The organism is Mycolicibacterium setense (genome assembly GCF_000805385.1).
GTDB classification, from domain to species: domain Bacteria; phylum Actinomycetota; class Actinomycetes; order Mycobacteriales; family Mycobacteriaceae; genus Mycobacterium; species Mycobacterium setense.
This window is the reverse complement of sequence record NZ_JTJW01000005.1, coordinates 106,890-129,329: the sequence shown is the minus strand read 5'-3', so window position 1 is coordinate 129,329 and position 22,440 is coordinate 106,890. Positions and strand designations below refer to the sequence as shown.

General features: G+C 65.4%; 21 protein-coding genes. 8 read left to right on the top strand and 13 right to left on the bottom strand.

Annotated features, from left to right (window positions below):
- Positions 1-51 precede the first annotated feature (51 nt).
- The 3 genes from arr to QQ25_RS06890 all read right to left on the bottom strand — a co-directional run bounded on the left by arr (position 52) and on the right by QQ25_RS06890 (position 3,023).
- Entirely contained in the window at positions 52-492 is a 441-nt protein-coding gene (gene arr, locus QQ25_RS06900; RefSeq protein WP_201774218.1) for an NAD(+)--rifampin ADP-ribosyltransferase, read from the bottom strand.
- Positions 493-587: 95 nt separating this feature from the next.
- Entirely contained in the window at positions 588-1,334 is a 747-nt protein-coding gene (locus tag QQ25_RS06895) for a Mut7-C RNAse domain-containing protein (protein ID WP_039378020.1), read from the bottom strand.
- A 39-nt stretch (positions 1,335-1,373) separates the two neighbouring features.
- Positions 1,374-3,023: an acyl-CoA synthetase gene (locus QQ25_RS06890; RefSeq protein ID WP_039378019.1), complete on the bottom strand. Its 1,650-nt coding sequence runs from the start codon at positions 3,021-3,023 to the stop codon at positions 1,374-1,376.
- 118 nt (positions 3,024-3,141) lie between these two features.
- Here QQ25_RS06890 and QQ25_RS06885 point away from each other — a divergent pair, with 118 nt between their 5' ends.
- Positions 3,142-3,633: a hypothetical protein gene (locus QQ25_RS06885; RefSeq protein WP_039378017.1), complete on the top strand. Its 492-nt coding sequence runs from the start codon at positions 3,142-3,144 to the stop codon at positions 3,631-3,633.
- A 19-nt stretch (positions 3,634-3,652) separates the two neighbouring features.
- Here the strand turns inward: QQ25_RS06885 and QQ25_RS06880 are convergent, their stop codons facing one another.
- Positions 3,653-4,609, bottom strand: a complete 957-nt coding sequence (locus tag QQ25_RS06880) for a hypothetical protein (protein ID WP_039378015.1) — start codon at positions 4,607-4,609, stop codon at positions 3,653-3,655.
- Positions 4,610-4,749: 140 nt separating this feature from the next.
- The gene (locus tag QQ25_RS30810) at positions 4,750-5,469 is read right to left on the bottom strand and encodes a hypothetical protein (protein WP_131546114.1); all 720 of its coding nucleotides are present in this window, start codon (positions 5,467-5,469) and stop codon (positions 4,750-4,752) included.
- A 225-nt stretch (positions 5,470-5,694) separates the two neighbouring features.
- Here QQ25_RS30810 and QQ25_RS06870 point away from each other — a divergent pair, with 225 nt between their 5' ends.
- A complete protein-coding gene (locus tag QQ25_RS06870) occupies positions 5,695-7,263 on the top strand; it encodes a serine/threonine-protein kinase (protein WP_039378011.1) in 1,569 nt (522 codons plus the stop codon).
- A gap of 441 nt (positions 7,264-7,704) precedes the next feature.
- Here the strand turns inward: QQ25_RS06870 and QQ25_RS06865 are convergent, their stop codons facing one another.
- Genes QQ25_RS06865 through QQ25_RS06850 form a run of 4 tightly spaced genes read right to left on the bottom strand, consistent with a single transcriptional unit; the run spans position 7,705 to position 12,355 of the window.
- Positions 7,705-9,201 (bottom strand): SulP family inorganic anion transporter, encoded by a 1,497-nt coding sequence (locus tag QQ25_RS06865; protein WP_039378009.1) that lies wholly within the window; start codon positions 9,199-9,201, stop codon positions 7,705-7,707.
- Between the two features lie 24 nt (positions 9,202-9,225).
- Positions 9,226-9,975 carry an ABC transporter ATP-binding protein gene (locus tag QQ25_RS06860; protein ID WP_039378008.1) on the bottom strand — a complete coding sequence of 250 codons (750 nt, stop codon included), beginning with the start codon at positions 9,973-9,975 and terminating at the stop codon, positions 9,226-9,228.
- Positions 9,972-10,859: an ABC transporter permease gene (locus QQ25_RS06855; protein ID WP_039378006.1), complete on the bottom strand. Its 888-nt coding sequence runs from the start codon at positions 10,857-10,859 to the stop codon at positions 9,972-9,974. The genes QQ25_RS06860 and QQ25_RS06855 overlap by 4 nt, the downstream gene beginning before the upstream one ends.
- Before the next feature lie 38 nt (positions 10,860-10,897).
- The gene (locus tag QQ25_RS06850; RefSeq protein WP_039378005.1) at positions 10,898-12,355 is read right to left on the bottom strand and encodes an ABC transporter substrate-binding protein; all 1,458 of its coding nucleotides are present in this window, start codon (positions 12,353-12,355) and stop codon (positions 10,898-10,900) included.
- 164 nt (positions 12,356-12,519) lie between these two features.
- Between QQ25_RS06850 and QQ25_RS06845 the strand changes: the two genes are divergently transcribed.
- The gene (locus QQ25_RS06845; RefSeq protein ID WP_039378561.1) at positions 12,520-12,867 is read left to right on the top strand and encodes a YidH family protein; all 348 of its coding nucleotides are present in this window, start codon (positions 12,520-12,522) and stop codon (positions 12,865-12,867) included.
- Entirely contained in the window at positions 12,864-13,202 is a 339-nt protein-coding gene (locus QQ25_RS06840) for a DUF202 domain-containing protein (protein WP_039378004.1), read from the top strand. The genes QQ25_RS06845 and QQ25_RS06840 overlap by 4 nt, the downstream gene beginning before the upstream one ends.
- 115 nt (positions 13,203-13,317) lie before the next feature.
- Here QQ25_RS06840 and gyrB read toward each other — a convergent pair whose 3' ends face one another.
- The 4 genes from gyrB to QQ25_RS06820 form a co-directional block, all read right to left on the bottom strand.
- Positions 13,318-15,234 (bottom strand): DNA topoisomerase (ATP-hydrolyzing) subunit B, encoded by a 1,917-nt coding sequence (gene gyrB, locus QQ25_RS06835; RefSeq protein WP_039378002.1) that lies wholly within the window; start codon positions 15,232-15,234, stop codon positions 13,318-13,320.
- Positions 15,235-15,255: 21 nt separating this feature from the next.
- Positions 15,256-16,608: an arylsulfatase gene (locus tag QQ25_RS06830; protein WP_039377984.1), complete on the bottom strand. Its 1,353-nt coding sequence runs from the start codon at positions 16,606-16,608 to the stop codon at positions 15,256-15,258.
- A gap of 61 nt (positions 16,609-16,669) precedes the next feature.
- On the bottom strand, positions 16,670-17,482 hold the full coding sequence (locus QQ25_RS06825; RefSeq protein ID WP_052235689.1) for a GntR family transcriptional regulator: 813 nt from the start codon (positions 17,480-17,482) through the stop codon (positions 16,670-16,672).
- A gap of 120 nt (positions 17,483-17,602) precedes the next feature.
- The gene (locus QQ25_RS06820) at positions 17,603-18,394 is read right to left on the bottom strand and encodes a transglutaminase-like domain-containing protein (RefSeq protein WP_039377982.1); all 792 of its coding nucleotides are present in this window, start codon (positions 18,392-18,394) and stop codon (positions 17,603-17,605) included.
- Between the two features lie 185 nt (positions 18,395-18,579).
- Here QQ25_RS06820 and QQ25_RS31525 point away from each other — a divergent pair, with 185 nt between their 5' ends.
- The 4 genes from QQ25_RS31525 (at position 18,580) to QQ25_RS06805 (ending at position 22,419) form a co-directional block, all read left to right on the top strand.
- Positions 18,580-18,714 carry a hypothetical protein gene (locus QQ25_RS31525; RefSeq protein ID WP_264020644.1) on the top strand — a complete coding sequence of 45 codons (135 nt, stop codon included), beginning with the start codon at positions 18,580-18,582 and terminating at the stop codon, positions 18,712-18,714.
- A 577-nt stretch (positions 18,715-19,291) separates the two neighbouring features.
- The gene (locus QQ25_RS06815; RefSeq protein ID WP_039377981.1) at positions 19,292-20,341 is read left to right on the top strand and encodes an ABC transporter permease; all 1,050 of its coding nucleotides are present in this window, start codon (positions 19,292-19,294) and stop codon (positions 20,339-20,341) included.
- A 1-nt stretch (position 20,342) separates the two neighbouring features.
- Positions 20,343-21,332, top strand: coding sequence for an ABC transporter ATP-binding protein (locus tag QQ25_RS06810; protein WP_039315012.1), 990 nt, complete (start codon positions 20,343-20,345; stop codon positions 21,330-21,332).
- A gap of 208 nt (positions 21,333-21,540) precedes the next feature.
- On the top strand, positions 21,541-22,419 hold the full coding sequence (locus tag QQ25_RS06805) for a cyclopropane mycolic acid synthase family methyltransferase (RefSeq protein WP_101906334.1): 879 nt from the start codon (positions 21,541-21,543) through the stop codon (positions 22,417-22,419).
- Positions 22,420-22,440 lie beyond the last annotated feature (21 nt).

The following is a 22,440-nucleotide window of genomic DNA, read 5'->3' as shown; positions in this document are numbered from 1 at the left end:
CGGTCCGGGGCCGCCCTGCGTGGGCGGCCCCGGACCACTTGCCACGGCGGATCAGTCGTAGATGACGTCGAGCCCTTGCCGGCGAAGATCAGCCAAGGTGTCCCGCATACCTTGCAGCTGCTCGGGCGAATGCCCTACCCAGTCGGTGATCTCACCGACGATCTTCACCGGCTCACGGGTCCGGTAGGAGTGGGTCGGGTTGCCGGGCAGCTTCTTGTCGGTCACGTTCGGGTCGTCCTCCAGCGCACCCTCGGGTTCGACGATGTAGATGCGGCCCCGCCCCTCACCGACCGCCATCTCGGCTCCCCACACCGCGGCATCCAATGTTCGGGTGACGTACACGTGGTTCATGATTCGCCCGGCTTGGTAATTCGATTCGCGTCCGGGCACCAGGCGATCACCGACCGCCAGATCGGCCTTGGTGCCGTGCAGCAGCGGACCCGACTCGTGCACTTCAAACGGTTTCGGCGTACTCGTCACAAACTCCCCCATCTCGTCACGGATCGACAGATTGTGCAGCACGTCAGGGGCCTTGCCACAAGCCCCACCCCCACCCGTATATTGAGAACGGGAGCGACGCCGGCCGATCAGAGTTGGTCGAGGACTCCATCGACGAGACTGGTCAATCTTTCGAAATGCGCTCCGGGCCAATAGATTTGCCCGCAGTTCGTGCAGCGACCGAATTCGTCGTAATAGCGGCGGGTCAGTGGCTCAAGGCGATCGATCACCTGCTCCTTCGTCACCGGGACCAATGTGCCGTTGCACCGCACGCACCGGGTGAACGGCGCAACCCGCCGTCGCAGATCCAGCCGCCGCAGCACCTCCAGCGTCTGCTCCTCCGGCTGCTGGGAATGGACGAACAAGCCGTGCGTGATCGCGCGACGCTTCAACAGGCCACGGTCGCGCGTCAGCAGGATCCGCTGCTGCTCCAGGCTGATGTCGGCCAGCGTTTGATCGTCGGCGTCGTTGGACCACCACACGTCGAAACCGAGCACCCGCAGCAGCCGCGCCAGGCGACCGAGGTTGACGTCGATCACGAACCGCGGATCACGTAGCGGCTCCGGGCGCAGCCGGGCCGTCGACCCGATGTCGAGCGCCTCGAACATCGGATACACCGCGATGCGATCCCCGGCTGCCGGCCGGTGCTCGAAGCCCACCGGAGCCCCGTTCACCAGGATCAGGTCGATCTCGGTGTGCGGAATGCCCATCGCCTCAAGAACATCCTTGACGGTCTGATGGCTCTGGCAGGGACGGCGCACGGCCCGGCCCCGCGACTCGGGGCCGAGAAAGTCGTTGAGCTCGGCGTAGGCCCGGATTTCTACGAAGCCGGCCATACCGCCATGGTGGCGCGCAGCGCCGCCGGCCGCAATCGACTAGGAATCGACGTCCATCTCGACCAGCACCCGGCGCAGCAGCTTACCGGTGGCATTGCGCGGCAGCTCCTCGATGAACACCACATCGCGGGGCACCTTGTGCCGAGCCAGATTGTCCTTCACGTACTGCTTGATCTCGGCCCCGTCGGGACTGGCGCCAGGTTCCGGAACAACGAAGGCCCGCAACCGTTTTCCGAACTCGACATCATCCACACCGACCACCGCCACCTCGGCGATGTCGTCGCGTTCCTCGAGCAGGTTCTCCACCTCCTGCGGGAAGACGTTCTCGCCGCCGGAGACGATCATGTCGTCGTCGCGACCGTCGACGAACAACAGTCCGTCGGCGTCGAAATGACCCATGTCGCCGCTGGACATGTAGCCGTCGATGATCTGCTTGGTGCGGCCATCGGTATAGCCCTGAAACGGCGCGCCATTGCGGATGAAGATCCGGCCGCGACGGTTGGCCCCCTCGACGCGCTGATCGTTCTCGTCGTAGAGCACCACCTCGCAGGTCACCGGGGCACGCCCCGCGGTTCCCGGCGCGGCCCGCAATTCGGCCGGAGTCGCGATGGTGGCGATGGCGCACTCGGTGGAGCCGTACATGTTGTACAAGACATCGCCGAAGACGTCCTGCACCCGGGTGGACAGGTCCGGGCTCAGCGCCGACCCGGCGATCAGGATCACCTTCAGCGCCGACGTGTCGTACTTGGCGATCACCTCGGGGCCCAGTTCGACCATCCGGTGCAGCATCGTCGGCACTGCCACCAACATGTCGGCCTTGTGCTCGGCCATCAGCTTCAGCGTGCCCTCGGCGTTGAACCGCCGCGCGGTCACCACCTTGTTACCCAGCGCCGCCCCGACCAGGTAGGTGGCCCAGCCGGTGCTGTGGAAGATCGGCGAGACGATCACCATGGTTCCCTTGCGGGGGAACGGAACTCGGTCGACGATCTGCGCGGTCGCAAACGGGGACACGGTGTCCCGCGGAGCGCCCTTGGGCAGACCGGTGGTGCCGCTGGTGAGGATGACCGACCCGCCGGGCTTGCTCGGCGGGGGCAGCGGTTCGGCAGGATTCGCCGCCACGATGTCCTCGATGGTCTGCGCGCCCTCGGGTAATTGGGCACCGTCGTCGACCCAGGTCAGGATCCGCGGAAGCTCAGCGGGCAGCGCGTCGAGCAGGCCGAGGAACTCGCTGTCGTGCATCACCACGCTGACACCCTCGCGGGCGCAGACCTCCGCGAACTGCGGCTTGGCGAAGCCGGTGTTCATCAGCACCAGTCGCACACCGAGTTTGCCGCAGCCGGCCATCGCGATGATCAGGCCGCGATGATCCCGGCACAGCAGCCCGACAACGGAGCCCTCCTTGAGCCCCAGGCGCTGCAGGCCGTGCGCCAACGCCCACGACTGGTCGTCGACCTGCTTATAGGTCAACGCGCCGCGTTCGTCGACGATCGCCGGCAGGTCCGCATACCGGCGCCCGCCCTGGATCGCCATGGTGGCCTGCGGCCCGAACTGGCGGGCAAGTTTGGCGCTGCGCACAACGGCGCCGATATCCAGGGGCTCGATGATGCCCCGGTCGACGAGGCGTACGACCGCATGCCCCGACTCGAAGATCTGACCCATCATCTGCCGAATTCCGGCTATTGCGTTCATGACCCTGCCCCTCGCCGATTGCGCTGGACAGTAGCAGGGTCGGGGCCCATCACGGGCGGGGTCGCCGCGGGCAATCTGAATCCTGGGCAACGCCCGGCAATCGGCCTAGCGTGAGGGCATGACAGAGCTGCCACCCGCGATCACCCTGGCACATCCGCCGGCGGTCATGATGCGTGTCGTCAACCCGACTTTGCGGTTCCTGCTGCGCACACCGCTCGCCGGGCCCACACGCAAGCAGTTCATGGTGGTGACGGTCCGCGGCCGAAAGACCGGACGGCGGTATGCGATTCCGTTGAGCGCGCACCTCATCGACAACACGCTCTACGCCATCACCGACGCGCCGTGGAAACACAACTTCCGCGACGGCGCCCCTGCCGAAGTCCTATACGACGGCCAGACCACGACCATGCGGGGCGAACTCATCACGGACCCTGCGACCGTCGCAGCCTTGTGCCGGCGCAGCGCCGAGTTCTACGGCGTAAAACGCGCGCAGCGGATGATGGGGTTGACGTTCCGCGATCACCGCATCCCTACGCTGCAGGAGTTCACCGAGGCAGTCGATCGTGAGCACCTGGCCGCCATCCGGTTGACGCCAGCCGGCGCCCCGTGACCGGACGTGGGATCCACTGCTATTTGAGGCAGGTGTCGAACTCGTCGCGGATGCGCTGTTGCAGCGCCAATGCGTCGGGGAGGAGCGGTTCGGACTTGGTGCGGTCGCCGTTGACGTAGTCGCACTTGCCGATCATGGCGCTGCCTGCCCAGCGCGGCTCGTTGAAGCGGGACGGATCGTCGGCCCAGTGCCAGAGGAGGCTGACCGGATGTGCCGGGCCCGCCTCGATCCCGTGAATGGTCCGCACCACGTCCTCATAAGCGGTCGCCGGGGCCGGCACGCTGAAGGTCAGGCGTTCGATCCTCCCGTCCCGGACCCCGATCCAGCCTGGATCAGCAGGCGCCGCCGCGGCCAATTGCCCGTCGATGCGCTGCTTATCGGCGAGACTCAACCGGTTGACGATCATCCAGTGCGGGTCGGCGACCCGGTCAGCCGCGGAGACTTCGATGTCACTGGGCGTCCGGTCGGCGAAGATGCGCAGGACGGCGTCGACCGCGGCACCCGGTTTCTCGGCCTCCATGATCCGTATCTTCGATGTGCCCGACGCGGCGCCACCGGACCATCTGATTTCACCAGCCGGAGCGTCTGAACGAAGGCGACGCAGCAGTCCGGTCAGCTGGTCGATACCGTCGGGCAGACCGCCGCTTCCCGAGACCGAGGTCCCTTCGGCCACACCGATTTCCATCCGCTGGCTGAACTTTGCGAAGTCATCGCCGCGTAGCTCGTCGAGTTGCGCGGCGACCGCGCCGACCTGCTCATCACTGGCCCGCGCCATGTCGACCTTGAGTTCGAACCGTGTGCCCTCGAGGATGCCGTTGTCATAGATCAGGTCGACATCTTCCACTCCCGGCATCGCCGCGATGCGGTCTCGAATGCCGAGCGCTTCCTCTTCACGGTCGGGCGCACCGGTGCAGCCACCACTCACGCCAACCGACAGCGCGACGAACAGCGCGGCGGCAACGGCGATGAGTCGCATGCGCTGAGCCTACGGCGATTGCTGGGGTTGGCTGCGCGCCAATTGTCACTGGGCATCGGCACGATCTCGGGCAGCTGCCTCCGCCGAATGGCCCTCACCCGTGGGCCCGTCACGACGACACCGAACCGCGTTGTGATCACTCAGTACCCCAGTGGCTTGTTCAAAAACTCGTCGAGCGCTCCGCCGAACGATGTGACTTCGAAATCGGGTTCGAAGTATGTAACCGCAGTCCCGGCCGGCAAATCCGGTGAAATGAACAAGTACGGGTGACCTCCGTACTCGGAGATGAGTAGTAGGCGCTGAGTGCCGGGAAACGGATAGGTCGACGCATCCCAGCACTCGGCAACATCACCGTCGCCGGGGTGGCTCCAGCTGTCGGCAAGCGTCTGCATGTCGGAAGGAGGCATCAGCCCACACGACTTGCCGTTGAGAGTGGTAAATCCAGCGTGAACCTGCCGTAGGAATGTGCGAGCCGGACCAGGTAGCGAGTCAAACATCGGCGGCTCTGAAGGTCCGAATGTCCGCGCGTCCTCGCCCATCCATACCTTGGGCCGGCCGTCCCTGGCTCGAACCACGTAGTCCAAGGTGGGCGTACCTCGCCATGAATGCTGAGCGACACGAACGTCGAGAAGCGCGGAGCGTAACGCCTCGTCGAATCGTGGTACCAGGTCCAGGAATTCGCTGTTCCACAGCGCCAACGCAACGCCTTTGCGTTCCTCGGGATCTAGCGATTCAGCGACCGGCCACCATGTCTGGGGAACCACGGCGCGTGTCTGTAGTGAGGGAGCGAGAATTTCGACCGTCGCATCCCCCCATTCCGCCACTGCAGCCGCCAGCGCTGCTTGATCAATACCAGCCATCAGACACCGCCCTTCCTCGTTCTGCGCAGAACTCAAGTCTCGGCTGGGCGTCCGTCGATGTCATCACGCATGAGCTTTCGCCAGGAATCGGTACCGCAGCCGCGCACGAGGGCTAATGTCCAGAATTGTCGACGGATGCGCGGGACGGGTGGGCCGGAATGCGTCGACCTGGCTTGTCGGCACCCCGCGCTACGTTCGCCTGTTCGCCAGTCGAGGAGGCACAGGATGATCAAGAACAACACGCGTGTGGGCAGCAGGTTCGGTAGGTACGAGCTGACCGCCCTCCTCGGCAGCGGCGGCATGGGCGAGGTCTACGAGGCTCATGATCTCGACAAGGACCGGACCGTCGCTCTGAAGATCCTCCGTGAGCAGTACGCGCAGGACCAACGCTTCCGGGTCCGGTTCCTGCGCGAGTGCCACGCAGTGGCGAACGTGCAGGATCCCCACGTCGTGCCGATTCACGACTGGGGCGAGATCGACGGGAACCTCTACATCGACATGCGGCTGGTCCGTGGTCAGACGCTGCACGACCGCATCCGTACCGGACCGTTGGCTCCGCAACGCGTGGTGTCGATTATCGAGCAGATCGCCGCCGCGCTTGATGCCGCTCACGCCCAAGGTGTGGTCCATCGCGACGTCAAGCCCCAGAACATCATCATCACGCCCTCCGACTTCGCGTACCTCTTGGACTTTGGTATCGCACAGGCTCGAGGCGATTCGGGGCTGACGCAGACGGGCATGCACATCGGCTCGTTCGGTTACATGGCCCCAGAACGGTTCGGTGACGCGCCGTGTTCGCCGGCCGCAGACGTCTACTCCCTCGCATGCGTGCTGCATGAGACGCTGACCGGCAATGCACCGTTTCCGACCAACAGCTACGAGCAGCTGATCGCCGCTCATCTCTCTGCCCCGCCGCCGCGGCCCAGTGCAGTCTGCCCGGACATCCCTACGTCTGTGGATGCGGTCGTCGCACGGGGCATGGCCAAGGAACCCGACGACCGATACGGAAGCGCCGGCGCTTTGGCGCGTGCCGCGCAGCGCGCGCTGCAGTGCACTCCGGAACAAGCGAGGGCCGCCAGCGCCGAAACGATGGCGGCATCGCACTTTTCACCGCCGTTGCCCATCGCAGCCCTGGCACCTCACGCTGCCGGGCCCGGGTCTCGCCAAACGTGGGCACCCCTCGCCGTCATCGGAGTGGTCGGCGCGCTTCTGCTCGGTGCGGTCGGCCTCGTCATCGGCCTACTCATTCCGAAAAGCACTGCGCCGGACGTCAACTCCGCGTCGACTCCGACAATCGTGCCACCCCTGCCGAGCGTGACGGTCACGGCCGAGACGGTCTACAAGACGGTGCCGGCAGCGCCCCCTCCACCTCCGCCGACACCGTCGTATATCCCCACCGCGGCCCGTGACCCCGAGTCCACGAGCTTCCAGCAGCTCCGCCAGATTGCCGAGGAAGACCACGCCGTGGTGAGTACCGAAGGTGCCGATCGCTGGGTGCCGCAACTGAGCTCGAAGCGACCGGGGGTTGTCGATGAGGGAGTCACCTGGGACAACGTCCTGACCTTGCAAGAGCATCTGCAGCTGCGCGAGCGCTACGGAGCCAAACTGCTGTGGTCGGGCGACTGGTCGACATTCGACGCCCCCAATTTCTGGGTCACCATCGCACCGATCAGCTTCCCCAACTCAGCGGGGGCACTGTACTGGTGCAGTTCCAACGGCTTCGACGCCGACCACTGCTACGCCAAGCTCATCAGCAAAACGCACGCCGTCCCCGGCAGCACCGCGTTCAACTGACCGAGCGCTGGGCCGGCGTGGGTCGCCTCGGGCGTGTCGCAGGCGGGAAGCATGTGTCGAGTTGCCCGCCTGTCAGCGACTTTTCAGCGACAATCGCCTCAGGAGGCTCGCAAGTATCTGTGGCCACAGAGCCGATCTGTACTTGCGTCACTCTGGGTATCTTGAGCCTCGTGCGCACCAGAATTTGAGGTGCCGGCTGTCAGCGACAGTGTCGCTGACAGGCGGGCATTGGACAGATGAGGCCGATGGGGCCAGCGGTGCTGGACAGACGAAAGTGCTCAGCGACAAAGGGACTGGCGTGACTCAGTTGCCTGTGTGGCGATTGTCGCTGAAAAGTCGCTCACAGCCGGGCACTCGGCCCTCCCCAAGAAATCCGTGACAGATGTGGCTGCCGTGATCAACAGACCCGCAAGGCCGTCGCCGAACAAACATCGGACACATTCACACCCCGAGCCGCCCCGACAACCGGTTCAGCCGGTCCAGGCTCGCCCCGTCAAGCCCGATGAACGAGACAGTCTTCCCGCGCGACGAGTACTTGAGCCTGATCGCATCGAGACTCGCGACCGACGACGCGTCCCAGACCGAGACGCCCGACATGTCGATGATGACGTTGGACGGGTCGCCCACGTAGTCGAACTGGTGCACAAGATCATTGCTGGACACGAAGAACAGGTCGCCGCGCACCCGGTAGGTCCGCGTGCCGTCCAACCCCGTCACCGCCGACACCGAGGTGAAGTGTGCGACGCGACGCGCGAACGCCACCGTCGCCGTGAGCACCCCGAGCGAGACCCCGATGGCCAGGTTCCCGGTGGCGACCGTCGCGATGACGGTGACCACCATGATCAGAGTTTCGCTGCGCGGCAACACCTTCAGGGTCCGGGGCGCCACACTGTGCCAGTCGAACGTCGCGAACGACACCACGATCATCACCGCGACGAGCGCGGCCATCGGGATGCGCCCGACAAGATCACCGAGCGAGACCACCAGGATCAGCACGAACACTCCGGTCAGCAGCGTCGACAGCCTGGTCCGCGCCCCGGCGACCTTGACATTCATCATCGTCTGCCCGATCACCGCGCAGCCACCCATGCCGCCGAACAACGCGGTGACCACATTGGCCACGCCCTGCCCGCACGCTTCGCGGGTCTTGTTCGACGGGGTATCGGTGATGTCGTCGACCAGCTTGGCGGTCATCAACGACTCCAACAACCCGACCAGCGCCGCACCCAGCGCGTAGGGCGCGATCACCTGCAACGTATGCAGTGTCAGTGGTACATGCGGTAGCCCGGGAATCGGCAGCGAATCCGGCAGTGCCCCTTGATCACCCACATCGGGCACATCCCAGCCGCACACCACGACCGCAAGGGTCAACGCCAGCACCACCACCAGCGGCGCGGGCACCGCGGTGGTCACCTTGGGCAGCAGCACCATGAGCACGACGCCAATGATGGTCAGCGGATACACCAGCCACGGCACGTCGATCAGATGCGGCAGTTGCGACACGAGCACCAGAATCGCCAGCGCGTTGACGAAGCCCACCATCACGCTGCGCGGGATGAACCGCATCAACTTGGCCACCCCGAAGAACGCGAGCAGCATCTGGAACACCCCGGCCAGCAGAATCGTGGCGACCAGGTAGCCCACCCCGAATTCCCGCGCCACCGGGGCGACGACGAGCGCCACCGCCGCGGTGGCGGCCGTGATCATCGCCGGCCGCCCGCCGGTGAAGGCGATGGTGATCGCCATGGTCACCGTCGAGAACAGGCCCACCCGCGGATCGACCCCCGCGATCACCGAGAACGCGATCGCCTCGGGAATCAGGGCCAGCGCCACGACCAGGCCAGCCAGCACCTCGGTGCGCAGCACAGCCGGCGAACGCAACGACGGGCGCTCGACGCTGACTGAAGGCGCGCGGAATCCAGGGATGGTGATGCTCATCGAATCTCCTTGGTGGAAAGCCAGTTACGCTGCCGGACGATGCCCGAGGAAGTCCAGGATGGCGCGCCGGCGCCGCTGGTAGGACTCCTCGAACTGCGCCTCGGACGTGCGGGGCTTCTCGATCGTGATGACGTCGGCGACGGTGGCGGGCCGGTGGCTCAGCAGGACGATCCGATCGGCCAGCAGCAGCGCCTCGTCGACGTCGTGGGTGACGAACAGCAGCGTCATCTTCTGCGTCTCCCACACCGACATCAGCAGCTGCTGCATCTCCAGCCGCGTCTGCGCATCCAGCGCGCCGAACGGCTCGTCCATCAGCATCACCCGCGGCTCACACGCCAGGGTCCGGGCGAGCTGCACCCGCTGCCGCATGCCGCCGGACAGCTGGCTGGGCAGGTGATCCAAGTAGGCGCCGAGGCCGACCTGCTCCAGCCGGGCGGTGGCGGTCTCCTTGAGTTCCTTACCGCGCATGCCTCGGAGCTTGAGCGGGAACTGGACGTTCTTGAGCGCGGAGCGCCACGGGAACAGCGCGTCCTCCTGGAACACCATGGCGCACTGGGCGACGTTGCCGGTGACGGGTGCACCGTCGACGGTCGCGGTGCCGCCCATCGGTTTGAGCAGCCCGGCCAGGGCCCGCAGGATGGTCGACTTGCCGCATCCGGACGGGCCGAGGAACACGACGACTTCGCCAGGTTCGATGGCCAGAGTGACGTTGGCGGCGACGACTCCGTTGAAGCCGAGTTGCAGCTGCTGGAGGTTGACGGCGCCGGCGCTCATCGGGAGGCCCTCGGCAGCCAGCGGTTGACGCGGCGTCCGACCCGCTCGACCAGCCAGGCAGTCCCCAGCCCGAGCGCTCCGATCGAGATCATGCCGACGACGACGCCGGCGTAGTCGAGCAATCCGTAGGCCTGCCAGGTGTAGTAGCCGATGCCGAACTGGCCCGAGATCATCTCCGCGCTCACCACACAGATCCACGCGACACCCATCGCCACCGACAGGCCGGCGAAGATGCCGGGCAGCGCGCCCGGAATGATGACGTGAAACAGCAAGGACATTCGGCCGGCTCCCATGGTCTGCGCGGCCTCCTCCCAGACCCTCGGCATGGAATCCATGGCGTGGATGGTGCTGACCACCACCGGGAAGAACGCGGCGAAGAACGTGATGAACACGATTCCCTGCTCGCTGGACGGGAACAGCAGGATGGTCAGCGGCACCAGCGCGATCGCCGGGATGGGCCGGATCAGTTCGATGAACGGCCGCAACGCCATTCGGGCGATCTCGGAACGCCCGACCAGCACGCCCAAACCGATGCCGACGATTGCCGCCAAACCGAAGCCCAGCAGGATCCGCTGCAGGCTGGCCAGCAGATCGTCGTAGTAACTGCCCGAGCTGACCCGCGACAGCAAGGTCTGCATCACCGCTTCCGGTGTCGGCATCCGGTTGAACCGCAGCCAGGCGACCACGTTGTTGGCCGTCAGCAGATGCCAGGCCACCAGGAACACCGCGATCGGGATCAGCGGCAGCACCAGGGCCGGCACCCGCCGGGTGACGGATGCGGGCAGCAGGTCAGCGAGGCTGCGCCGCAGGGACTTTCCGGTCTGGCTGGCCGGTGACCACAACCGCGGGGGAACGATCGTGGGCCGTGTCATGAGCTCGGTCATGCAGTTTCCTCTCTTTTTGGCCTAGCTGGGGTGTTGCACTAGCCGGCGGTGCGGGACTGCCCGACCGCGGCGGCGTAGCCGACGGTCTGAGCCTGCGGATGGTTGGTCCGGTAGGTGTCGGCACCTGCGGAGGTGGCGAACGGCTTGTAGCGCTGGGTGGATGGTGCGTTCGGATCTTCCAGCCAGACAGCGTGATCGGCGAAGATCCGCAACCCGGTCAAGGTGTCGGGCACGTAGGCCGCCCGCACCTCGGGCGTCGCGGCCACCCGGCGCAGCAGGCATGTCGGGGTCGCGGCGACATCGGTGGTCTCCGATCCGGACGCCCACAGTTCGGAGGCCTGCGCCGCGTCGTTCACCGGCAGATCGCATACGTCGTCGTAGCCGGTGAGCGTCATCGGATTGGCCACGCCGGCGCGGCGCTGCGCATACTCGTCACCGAACAGCTCCCGCAGGTACCCGTCGTTGACGAATCCGGCAACATCGAAATCCTTTGTCACCGAGCCACGTCCGACCAGATAGTCCTTGACCGTCGCGAATGCGGTGAGGAATTGCTCCTTGAGCGTCATGTCGAAGCTGACCAACCCGTTGGGCCCGTTGTAGAGGTAGATCACCTCGGGTTCGATGCCGGTCAGTTCCCCGACTCGCTTCGCGGCTTGCAGGGGATCAGCGACGATGCTGTCGGTGGTGGCCTTCATGGCCCGCAGGAATGCCGCCATCACCTCGGGTCGGCCGGCGGCGAACTGCTTGCGCACCACCACCCCGTGAAACGTGGGCACGTTGTTGTCGCCGCCGTCATACAGCAGCCGCCCCTGATTGCGATAGATCACCAGCTGCGGCCACGGCACGAACTGCGCCAGGCCGTCGACCTGTCCCCCGTCGATGGCCGACGCGCCCACCGACGGATCCTGATTGACGATGTGCACGGCGGTCTTGTCGATCCCGGCGTTGCGTACCGCCGAGGAGAACATTCCGTCGCCGGCCGACCCGAGGCTGGTCGACACCTTCTTGCCCGTCAGGTCGGCAAGGGATTGCGCCGGCGAATCCGACGGCACCACCACCTGATTCAACGAGCCGCGCAGGTTGTAGCCGGTGGTCGCGATCAGTTCGGTTGCCGCGTCGTCATACTTGCGGGTCTTGGATCCGTTGGTGAGCAACGGGTAGTCGCCCATCGAGCCGATGTCGACGTGGGTGGCGATCATCTGCGCCGTCAGCGGGGCACCGGAGGCGAAGTCCTGCCACACCACCCGGTACTTGGTGCCGGTGGTCGCGCCCAGTTCCTTCAGCGCGTTCTCGAAGTCGCCGCGGTCGCGCAGCAGGGTGCCGGCGTTGACGGTGTTGATGGTCTTGGATTGGTAACCGACGTTGACGACGACGGTCGGCTCGGTGAGCAGACCGCACCCGGTGAGCAGCTGCGCGCCGCCGACCGTGAATGCGGCCAGCAGAGCAGCCGACCGGGCCCGCCACCGGCTCCGAGGGAGATGTTGCACGTCGTCCATACCGACAAGGGTCGACGCCTTCTGTTACCTCGCTGTCATGTGAGGTTGCGCAGCAGTTACGCCATCCGCACACAAAGAACGCCGAGGTTACGCCACCGGCACTGTCCTGGCAACCTTTGCGTGTTTCGGAAAAGCTTGCAGCCGTGGATATTCCGGACTCGACCATGGTGGACACCCCGATCGAACCCGACTATCGGTTCACCCTGGCCAATGAGCGGACGTTTCTGGCCTGGCAGCGCACCTCACTCGGGCTGCTGGCGGCCGCCGTTGCCGTGGTGCAGTTCATGCCCGAGCTGACAGTTCCGGGTCTCCGGCACATACTGGGGGTGGCGGTCGGCATCATGGCGATCCTCACCGCGGTCGCGGGACTGCACAGGTGGGCCCAGGTGGATCGCGCGATGCGCCGTGACGAGCGCCTGCCCCGCGCGACCATGCCCGCATATCTGACCGGCGGCCTGGCGGTGATGGGCTTGGTCACCGTGGGTTTGGCGATCGTGGCGACCGTTCGATGACGCGCCAGGCGCTGGAGCAAGACCGCGGACTGCAGGCCGAGCGGACTGCCCTGGCGTGGACCCGCACCGCGCTGGCGATCGCCGCGTCCGGGGCGTTGGTGTTGGTCCGCGACGGCCATCTGATCGGCAGCCCGGCGCGCATCGCGGTCGTCGCTGGGGCAACGGTACTCGCCGCCGCCGTCTACGTGCTGGGTGCTCACCGCCGTCGGCAACTGCTGGCGCACCCGCGGCACTGCGCAGCGGCCGGCCGCCGGTATCTGCCGGTGATCGGGACCGCCGTCATCATCGAGGGTGCGCTGGTGGTGACCTACCTGGCGCTGCCCGCCGGGCACTGACGGTTGGCAGGCCCTGTGACGAAAGTGCAGGATCTCGAGGCGATCTCGCGTTTCTGGCGCAAAAGGCTACACATTCGTCACAGTGTCCCGAAGGGCACATCAGGCCCGGACCCCGTCAAACGTCCAGGAAGCGAATGTCCTTGGCGTTACGGGTGATGAAGCTGCGCCGGGCTTCGACGTCTTCGCCCATGAGGATGGAGAAGAGCTCGTCGGCCGCAGCCGCGTCATCAAGCGTCACCTGACGCAGCACCCGCACCGTCGGGTCCATCGTGGTCTCCCACAGTTCCTTGGCGTCCATCTCGCCGAGACCCTTGTAGCGCTGGATGCCGTCGTCCTTGTTGATCTTCCGGCCGGCTTCGAGCCCCGCCGCCAACAAAGTGTCGCGCTCCCGATCGGAGTACGCGAACTCCGGCTGACCGCGTTGCCACTTGAGCTTGTACAGCGGCGGCTGCGCCAGGAACACATGACCGTGCTCGACGAGCGGTTTCATGAAGCGGAACAGCAGGGTCAGCAGCAGGGTCGAGATGTGCTGGCCGTCCACATCGGCGTCGGCCATCAGCACGATCTTGTGATACCGCAGCTTGCTGAGGTCGAACTCGTCGTGAATACCGGTGCCCAGCGCGGTGATGATGGCCTGGACTTCGGTGTTCTTCAAAACCCGGTCGATGCGGGCCTTTTCGACGTTGATGATCTTGCCGCGCAGCGGCAGGATGGCCTGGAACATCGAGTCCCGGCCGCTCTTGGCTGAGCCGCCGGCCGAATCGCCCTCCACCACATACAGTTCGGACCTGCGCGGGTCGGTGGCGCGGCAGTCGGCCAGCTTGCCCGGCAGCCCACCGATCTCGGTGGCACTCTTGCGCCGCACCAACTCGCGGGCCCGCCGTGCCGCGACCCGGGCCTGCGCCGAGGATGCCACCTTGGTGATGATGACCTTGGCCTCGGCGGGGTTCGCCTCGAACCAGTGGATCAGCTGCTCGTGACAGACCTTCTGCACGAACGACCGGATCGCCGCGTTGCCGAGTTTGGTCTTGGTCTGCCCTTCGAACTGCGGCTCGGCCACCTTCACCGAGATCACCGCAGCCAGGCCCTCGCGGATGTCGTCGCCGGTCAGGTTCGGATCTTTCTCCTTTAGCAGCTTCTTGTCTTTCGCGTACTTGTTCACCACGCTCGTCAACGCCGCACGGAAACCCTCCTCGTGCGTGCCGCCCTCATGGGTGTTGATCGTGTTGGCGAAGGTGTGCACCGACTCGGAGTAGCCGGCATTCCACTGCATCGCCACCTCGACCTCATGCCCGGGGCCCTTGCCGTCGAACGCGATGATGCTCTGCTGGATCGGGTCTTTCACGCGGTTGATGTGGGTGACGTAGTCGATCAAGCCGCCGGGGTGATGGTAGGTGCGGGTCTCATCGTCGGGGTTGCGCAGGTCGGTGAGGGTGAGGAGCAGGCCCCTGTTGAGAAACGCCATCTCCTGCAGACGGCGGGCGATGGTCTCGGCGTTGTACTCGGTGGTCTCGAAAATGTCTGGGTCCGACCAGAATCGGACGGTGGTGCCGGTGCGGAGCGATGGGGCGCCGCGGGTCAGGGTGGCGGGCATCGAATGGTCGTATTGCTGGGACCATTCGTACCCGTCGCGGTGGATGACCACCTCGAGGCGAGTCGAGAGCGCGTTGACGACGGATACGCCGACGCCGTGTAGCCCGCCCGAGACCTGGTAGGACTCCCCGTCGAACTTGCCGCCGGCGTGCAGTTGGGTCATCACCACGTCGACGGTGGGAATCCCCGTCGCGTGCATGGCGACCGGGATACCGCGGCCGTCGTCGCTCACCTCGACACCACCATCGGGAAGCAGCGTGATATCCACGCGGGTGGCGTGCCCGGCCATGGCCTCGTCGACGCCGTTGTCGACGACTTCCCAGACCATATGGTGCAATCCGCGCTCGCTCGTCGACCCGATGTACATGCCGGGGCGTTTACGGACGACGTCGAGTCCTTCGAGGATCGTGATCGATTCGGCACCATAGGTGGTGGACATGGCCGGGCTCCTCCGAGAGTGTTACTGACTGCGAGCGGGGACGAAATCGATTGGTGCGCCGGCCGGGATGAGCGCCTCGGTCTCGACGCTGGCGTCGAACTCCTGAATGAAGCGGTAGGCGTGCTGCATCACCCACCACCGCACCCAGGTCTGGTTGACCGCCTCGCGTTCCTTCGGGTCTTCCAACAGGTTGGTGATGCGGGCGAAGCCCAGTGGGATCTCCGGATCGTGGAAGTGCTGCTGCCGCTTGAAGTTGATCTTGAACTGCGACCACTTCACCGCATGCAGCTCCTCGTTGAGCCACACCATGCAGCCCTCACGATTGGATTCCTCTGCCCCACCGAAGAATTCCCGCTGATCGATGCCGTCGATGATCCGATCGTCGGGAATCTCGCAGCCGGCCCACCGCAGCAGCGTCGGGAACATGTCGGTGACGTGAACCATCTCGTTGCTCTCGCGCGGAGCGACCTGGCCCGGCCAGCGGATCAGGCACGGGGTACGGATGCCGCCCTCAGCGGAGCTGAAGTAGGACCCGTCGAAGAATCCCGCGGTGCCGCGACCGGCCAGGTGGTCCTCGGCGCCGTTGTCCCCGGCCATGATGACGATGGTGTTGTCGTCGACGCCCAGTTCGGTCAGATAGTCCAGGATGCTCCCGAAGTCGTGGTCCAGCATCAGCAGCGAGTCACCCCATGCCCCATTGGTGCTCTTGCCCTTGAACTCCTCGCGGACCTCCATCGGGAAATGCATGAGCGAATGGTTGTGGTACAGATAGAAGGGCTTGTCCTCTTCGACGCTGCGCTTCATGAACGACTTTGCACGGCGGTCGTATTCACCGTCGACCTCGCCCTTGAGCTTGACCGTCAGCTGCTGATCGGTGGTCCGGACGCCGTCGGCCTTGGTGCCCTCGTACATGTAGGAGTAGCCGTCACGTTCGGCCTTGTACCAGGGATCGTCGGGCCACAGGCATTCGTCGTAGGTGCGGGCCGGGCCGTACCACTCGTCGAATCCGTGATCGGTCGGCCACCGGCCGTCCTCGGCACCGATGTGCCACTTGCCGAAACACGCTGTGGCGTAGCCGGCTTCGGACAGAATGTCACCCATGGTCCGCTCCCAGGCCACGATGCCGCCGCCGTTTCCGCCCAGCGCGATGGTGTGGTTACCGGACCGGATCGGGTATCGCCCGGTCATCAGGGCCGAGCGGGTGGGGGTGCACTGCGGTTCGACGACGAAGTGCGACAGCTTGAGCGACTCGGCGGCGAACGCGTCCATCCGGGCAGTATCGGCGCCGCGCAGGATGCCGCCGCCGTAACAGCCGAGCTCGCCCATCCCCAGGTTGTCGACGTGGAAATACACGATGTTGGGTTTTTTGGGCATGGTTGAACTACCTCTCTGTTGATACAGGTGAAAACAGGTGAAGCGAAAGGGAAAGTGCCGGCTACTGTGGCGGCTCAGGTGACCGGTCGGGTTCGCGTGCGGCGGTGGTGATCAGCGAGCACCGGTCACCGCGGTAGCGCACCGTTTCGAAGTCGAACGGGGTGCCGTCTTCGAGGTAGGTCAACCGGTGCAGCAGCAACAGTGGTGCACCGGAACGTATCTGAAGGAGTTCGGCGGTATTGGCGTCAGCGGAAACAGATTCCACGGTCAACTCCGCCCAGCCCAGCCGCATCCCGAGTTCCCGCTCGATCAGCGCGAACACGTCCTGCCGGTCGAGATTGGCGTCGACGGGAATCGCCCCGATCCGCAGCGACGTGGTGTCGAGCGAGAGCGGCACCCCACTGACCGAGCGCAACCGCTCGATGAACAGGATCGGCGCATTCTCGGGCAGCTGAAGCTTGGCCGCCACGAATGGCGAAGCCACCGATTCCCGCACCGACAACACCGAATTCTCCACCGGCAGTTGATGACCGGCCAAAGACTCGGCCAGACCTTCCAGGCGGTCGATGCGCTGACTGAGCTTGGCGCCGGTGACGAACGTGCCCGCCCCCTGCACCCTGCTGATCAATCCTTCGCCGCGCAGCAGCTCCAACGCCTCACGGATGGCGTTGCGACTGACCCCGAACTCGGCGGCGAGCTCGTTCTCCGGTGGCAGCATCGGCCGCGCCGCCGCCAGCCCGCCGTACACGCCGTCGAGGATTTGGCCGCGCAGAACATCGCGTGCCCACCGTGCCGCGTCCGCCCGGGTGCCGGCGTACTCCCTGGGCGCAGGACGTGGAAAGTCCTTCGGCGGGATGTGCGGGCGGCGGGTCATGACCACACTGTGCCACCGATGTCAGGTGGTGGCGATACAGCGCGTGTTACGCCACCTGTTACATCTCAAAGCCCTAGGCCAGGGCCTATAGCGCGGCGTTTGGAGGCGGCTTCCGCCACCTCAGCCGATCGAGACCAACTGGTCGACCGAATCCCGCGGCAGGTCGCCATCCACGACGGCGGTCACCATCATGGAGTTCAGAACGATGGATCCGTTGTGGTTGTCGAGAAATGCGGTGTCAGCGGCGTCGCGGCCGGTGGCGATCCGGACCAGGCTCTGCCGTGGCGCCAACAACGTGCCGTCGACCACCCGCCAATGCCCGTCGACGAATGCCTCGGCGACCGCATGAAAATCCATCGGCTGCAGACCGGGCGCATACACCGACACCATGCGCGCGGGTACATTCACCGCCCGCAGCAGCGCCACCACCAGGTGCGCATAGTCGCGACACACCCCGGCACCGGCCAGCAGGGTATCGACCGCTCCGTCGATCGGATCGCTGGAGCCCGGGACATAGTTCAGCCGGTTGGCCACCCACAGCGACACCTTCTCCAGCAACGTCGCTGAATCCGCGTAGCTTCCGAATTCCGTTGCGGCAAAACCGAAAAACTTGTCCGCTTCCGCATAGCGGCTCGGCCGTAGGTACACCGAGAGGTCGTAGTCGGTCACCGGCGCGGGGTCATTCCGGCCGACGATCGAGGCGACGTAATCGACCCTGAGATTGCCCACCGCCGCATCGAACTTGTGGATGCGACTGCCGTGCGCGCCCTGGATCTCCTTGGCCTGCAATGGCTTTCCATCCAGCACGAACGACAGCGACTCGTGCACCTGAGCCTTCGGATGCGGGGCCACTGCGATCTGGAACTCCAATGTTGTCGGCGCGACGATCTCTATGTCGAGCTGAGCGCCCATATCCCGCTTCACTCGCTGCCCACCTATCCGCCCGTCAGATCAGGCTGTTGATGGACGACTTTAGTGAACGCCGCAGATCAGTGCCTGCCAATGCTGTAGGCGCACATCATTGCAGGTCAGAGGATCGGCGCGTACGGTCGAGGAACCGGGACCAACACAGGCCCCCTCTACCCAAGGGGCCGTCCATGGCCGACAAGTCGCCGCGACAGCACATGGCCAAGAAATCCGGGAAGTCACTGAAGGAGAAACGCGCGGTCAAGCGCGCCAAAGAAACTCCGGCACATACCACCGACTCTGTACTGCACCCCGTAAAGCGCTGAGCGTTCCGGGGCGGGGGCTGGGTCGCCAGCCGAGACGTGAACCGAGCCGTGTAGTCCCGGCTATCGCTCTCTGGCCGGCCTGCGCGCTGGAAGGCCTCGGCGAGCCGGTGTCGGCGTGTCGCGGGTCGGAAGCAAGTGCTGACGTGCCCGGCTGCGAGCGACTTTTCAGCGACAAACGCCTCAGAAGTACCGTGCGCATCGTTGGCCACTCCGACCATCAATACATGCGTCACGTCGACATCATCAGTCTCGTATGCATCAGATTTCGAGCTGTCCGGCTATGAGCGACAGTGTCGCTGACAGCCGGGCACTGGACTGGTGAGACTGATGAGGCCAGCGGTGCTGGACGGGCAAAAATTCCGCCGAGCCATGGGGCTGGCACGATAGGTGTTGTGGGTGTGGCGATTGTCGCTGAAAAGTCGCTCTCAGGCGGGCACGTCGGACATCCCTCAGAAATCCGTGACGGATAGGGCCTGGGTGAAGGATGAGGGCCATTGCCTAGACACCAAATGCCCCAATAAGCGCCAACTGCCACACCCATCTCGGTAACGTCGAAAGTGATGGGCGGGGCACCGACGTGTTGATCGCGGCGTTACGCGATCTGCAGTGGCGCGGGCGGCGATTCATGATCGCCGCCGTCGGCACCGCGTTGGTTTTTGCCATGACGCTGGTGCTGACAGGCCTGGCGAATGGCTTCCGGGTCGAGGCCGAACGCAGTGTCGACGCCCTGGGCCTCGACGCATTCATGATCAAAGAGGGCGCGGCCGGGCCGTTCCTCGGGTCGGCGCCGTTGCCGATCACCGACGTACAACGAGCGGCCCGCCTTCCCGGCGTCACCACCGCCGTTCCACTCGTGTACGGCTCGTCAACCATCCCAGCCGGCGGCACTCCGCGGAACGTCAATGTTTTCGGAGTGCCGGAGCAGGGGCCGGGCACCCCGGCGGTGAAGGAGGGCCGCGCGCCCCACACCCCCGATGAGGTAGCGGTGTCCACGACGATGGGCCGCCCGGTCGGCGCCGACATCGACGTCGGCGCCTCCAAGCTGCGTGTCGTCGGCCTGGTCGACGACCTCACCGCGCTGGCCGCCCAGGACAACATCTACCTGACGGTCCCCGGCGCGCAACAACTGCTGTTCTCCGGACAGAAGCTGATCTCGTCGGTCGGCATCGTCGGCAAGCCCGGGCCGCCGCCACCAGAATTCCGCATCGTCGACCGGGCCGGCGCCATCGACGACATGGTGCGCCCGCTGCGTGGCGCCAACCAGGCGATGAGCCTGATGGCAGGCCTGCTGTGGGCGGTCGCCGCGCTGATCGTCGGATCGGTGATCTACCTGTCCGCCCTGGAACGCACCCGTGACTTCGCGGTTTTCAAAGCAGTCGGCGTGGCTACCCGGTCCATCATGGGCGGGTTGGCGATGCAGGCAGTCGCCGTCGCATTGCTGGCGGCTCTATTGGGCGCAGGACTCTCACTCGTGCTCGGCCCGCCGTTCCCCATGCGCTGCGACGTCCCCACCCTGGCGTTCGTCGCGCTACCGATCGTCGCCGTCGTGATCGGCCTGTTGGCCAGCGTCGCCGGGTTGCGCCGCGCCGTCACCATCGACCCCGCCCTGGCATTCCGAGGACCGTGACATGGCCGACCTTCTCGTCAAAGACCTCGTCGTCGAGTACTCCAGCGGTGGATACGCGGTGCGTCCGATCGACGGCCTCGACCTCGAAGTCTCCGCCGGATCGCTCGCAATCCTGCTGGGGCCCAGCGGTTGTGGGAAGACCACGCTGCTCTCGTGCCTGGGCGGGATCCTCAAACCGACCGCGGGCCGCATCGAGTTCGGCGACGTCGACGTGACCACCCTGAACAAGAAGGCGCTGTCGGACTACCGGCGCGACACCGTCGGGATCGTGTTCCAGGCGTTCAACCTGGTGCCCAGCCTGACCGCCATGGAAAACGTGATGGTGCCGCTGCGCGCTGCAGGCATGAGCCGCTACGGCGCCCGCGAGCGCGCCATGGAACTGCTCACCCGCGTCGGGCTGGAGCACCGATTGCACCACCGCCCAGGCAATCTCAGCGGCGGACAACAACAACGCGTCGCGGTGGCCCGCGCGATCGCGCTCGACCCGCCCCTGATCCTGGCCGACGAACCCACCGCACACCTGGACTTCATCCAGGTCGAGGAGGTGCTCAGGCTCATCCGCGAGCTCGCCAGCGACGAGCGCGTGGTCGTCGTCGCCACGCACGACACCCGCATCCTGCCGCTCGCCGATCAGGTGGTGGAGCTCGTGCCGCACGTCGCCGTCGAGCATCAAGGCCCCGAAACCGTGACCATCGAAGCCGGCGAGGTGCTGTTCGCCCAGGGCGAGATGGGTGACCTGATCTACATCATCACCGACGGTGAGATCGAGCTCGCCCGCGAATTGGCCAGCGGTGGTGAGGAAGTCATCAAGACAGCCGGACCGGGCGACTACTTCGGGGAGATGGGGCCGCTGTTCAGCCTGCCTCGCTCGGCGACCGCGCGCGCGAAATCCGATGCGACCGTGGTCGGCTACACCGTGCAGGCGTTCCGGGAACTGCTCGGCCCCACCGGCGCCCGCAACCTCATCGGGCGATCCGACGCCGAGGATTGATCAGCCTTTTGAAAAGGTAAGCACCGTCCGGATTTTGATACTGCCGAAATCTGCTTTCGCAAGGGGTACCCGAGCGCAACGTAGAGGAGTAACGTCCGAATACGGCGCATGAAGAAAGCGGTGCGCCGCGTCATTTGCCGAATCCGATAGCTGTGCGGGGCGGATAGTGACAGATACCAAGCAGCAGGAAAAAGCCACAAAAACGTTTATCGGCGCGCCGCCCGGCGAGCGCCACGGATCGACGGCAGACGAAGTCCGATCCCATTACGACCTGTCCAATGAGTTCTTCCGGCTCTGGCAGGACCCCACCCAGACCTACAGCTGCGCCTACTTCGAGCGCGACGACATGACGCTGGAGCAGGCCCAGATGGCGAAAGTCGATCTGGCACTGGGCAAACTCGGCCTGCAACCGGGCATGACGCTGCTCGACATCGGCTGCGGCTGGGGGTCGACCATCATGCGCGCGGTCGACAAGTACGACGTCAACGTCATCGGTCTGACCCTGTCGCACAATCAACTGGCCCACATCGAACAACGCTTCGCCGAGTCCGACAGCCCGCGCAGCAAAGAAGTGCGGCTGCAGCCCTGGGAGGATTTCGACGAGCCGGTGGACCGGATCGTGTCGATCGGCGCCTTCGAGCATTTCGGCTTCGAGAAGTACGCCGACTACTTCAAGAAGACCTATGAGCTGATGCCCGACGACGGCGTGATGCTGCTGCACACGATCGTCTCGACCAGCAAAGAAGAAGTGGCCGAGATGGGTCTGCCCACCACGATGTCGCTGATGCGCTTCTTCCGGTTCATCGTCACCGAGATCTACCCGGGCGGCCGCATCCCGTTGATCGCGATGGTCGAGGACCGCGCGACCGAGGCCGGCTTCCACGTCACCCGCAAACAACGCCTGCGGCCCCACTACGCCCGCACCCTGGACACCTGGGCGGCAAACCTGCAGGCCAAGAAGGACGAGGCGATCGCCATCACGTCCGAAGAGGTCTACGAGCGCTACCTGAAGTACTTGACCGGCTGCGCGGATCTGTTCCTCGTCGGCTACACCGACGTGTGCCAATTCACCTGCGAAAAGATGTAACTACCGGGGAGGTTACTGCGC

Coding starts and splice junctions, on each gene's coding strand:
- arr (WP_201774218.1), bottom strand. CDS start 492: ATGGGGGAGTTTGTGACGAGTACGCCGAAACCGTTTGAAGTGCACGAG.
- QQ25_RS06895 (WP_039378020.1), bottom strand. CDS start 1,334: ATGGCCGGCTTCGTAGAAATCCGGGCCTACGCCGAGCTCAACGACTTT.
- QQ25_RS06890 (WP_039378019.1), bottom strand. CDS start 3,023: ATGAACGCAATAGCCGGAATTCGGCAGATGATGGGTCAGATCTTCGAG.
- QQ25_RS06885 (WP_039378017.1), top strand. CDS start 3,142: ATGACAGAGCTGCCACCCGCGATCACCCTGGCACATCCGCCGGCGGTC.
- QQ25_RS06880 (WP_039378015.1), bottom strand. CDS start 4,609: ATGCGACTCATCGCCGTTGCCGCCGCGCTGTTCGTCGCGCTGTCGGTT.
- QQ25_RS30810 (WP_131546114.1), bottom strand. CDS start 5,469: ATGGCTGGTATTGATCAAGCAGCGCTGGCGGCTGCAGTGGCGGAATGG.
- QQ25_RS06870 (WP_039378011.1), top strand. CDS start 5,695: ATGATCAAGAACAACACGCGTGTGGGCAGCAGGTTCGGTAGGTACGAG.
- QQ25_RS06865 (WP_039378009.1), bottom strand. CDS start 9,201: ATGAGCATCACCATCCCTGGATTCCGCGCGCCTTCAGTCAGCGTCGAG.
- QQ25_RS06860 (WP_039378008.1), bottom strand. CDS start 9,975: ATGAGCGCCGGCGCCGTCAACCTCCAGCAGCTGCAACTCGGCTTCAAC.
- QQ25_RS06855 (WP_039378006.1), bottom strand. CDS start 10,859: ATGACCGAGCTCATGACACGGCCCACGATCGTTCCCCCGCGGTTGTGG.
- QQ25_RS06850 (WP_039378005.1), bottom strand. CDS start 12,355: ATGGACGACGTGCAACATCTCCCTCGGAGCCGGTGGCGGGCCCGGTCG.
- QQ25_RS06845 (WP_039378561.1), top strand. CDS start 12,520: ATGGTGGACACCCCGATCGAACCCGACTATCGGTTCACCCTGGCCAAT.
- QQ25_RS06840 (WP_039378004.1), top strand. CDS start 12,864: ATGACGCGCCAGGCGCTGGAGCAAGACCGCGGACTGCAGGCCGAGCGG.
- gyrB (WP_039378002.1), bottom strand. CDS start 15,234: ATGTCCACCACCTATGGTGCCGAATCGATCACGATCCTCGAAGGACTC.
- QQ25_RS06830 (WP_039377984.1), bottom strand. CDS start 16,608: ATGCCCAAAAAACCCAACATCGTGTATTTCCACGTCGACAACCTGGGG.
- QQ25_RS06825 (WP_052235689.1), bottom strand. CDS start 17,482: ATGACCCGCCGCCCGCACATCCCGCCGAAGGACTTTCCACGTCCTGCG.
- QQ25_RS06820 (WP_039377982.1), bottom strand. CDS start 18,394: ATGGGCGCTCAGCTCGACATAGAGATCGTCGCGCCGACAACATTGGAG.
- QQ25_RS31525 (WP_264020644.1), top strand. CDS start 18,580: ATGGCCGACAAGTCGCCGCGACAGCACATGGCCAAGAAATCCGGGAAG.
- QQ25_RS06810 (WP_039315012.1), top strand. CDS start 20,343: ATGGCCGACCTTCTCGTCAAAGACCTCGTCGTCGAGTACTCCAGCGGT.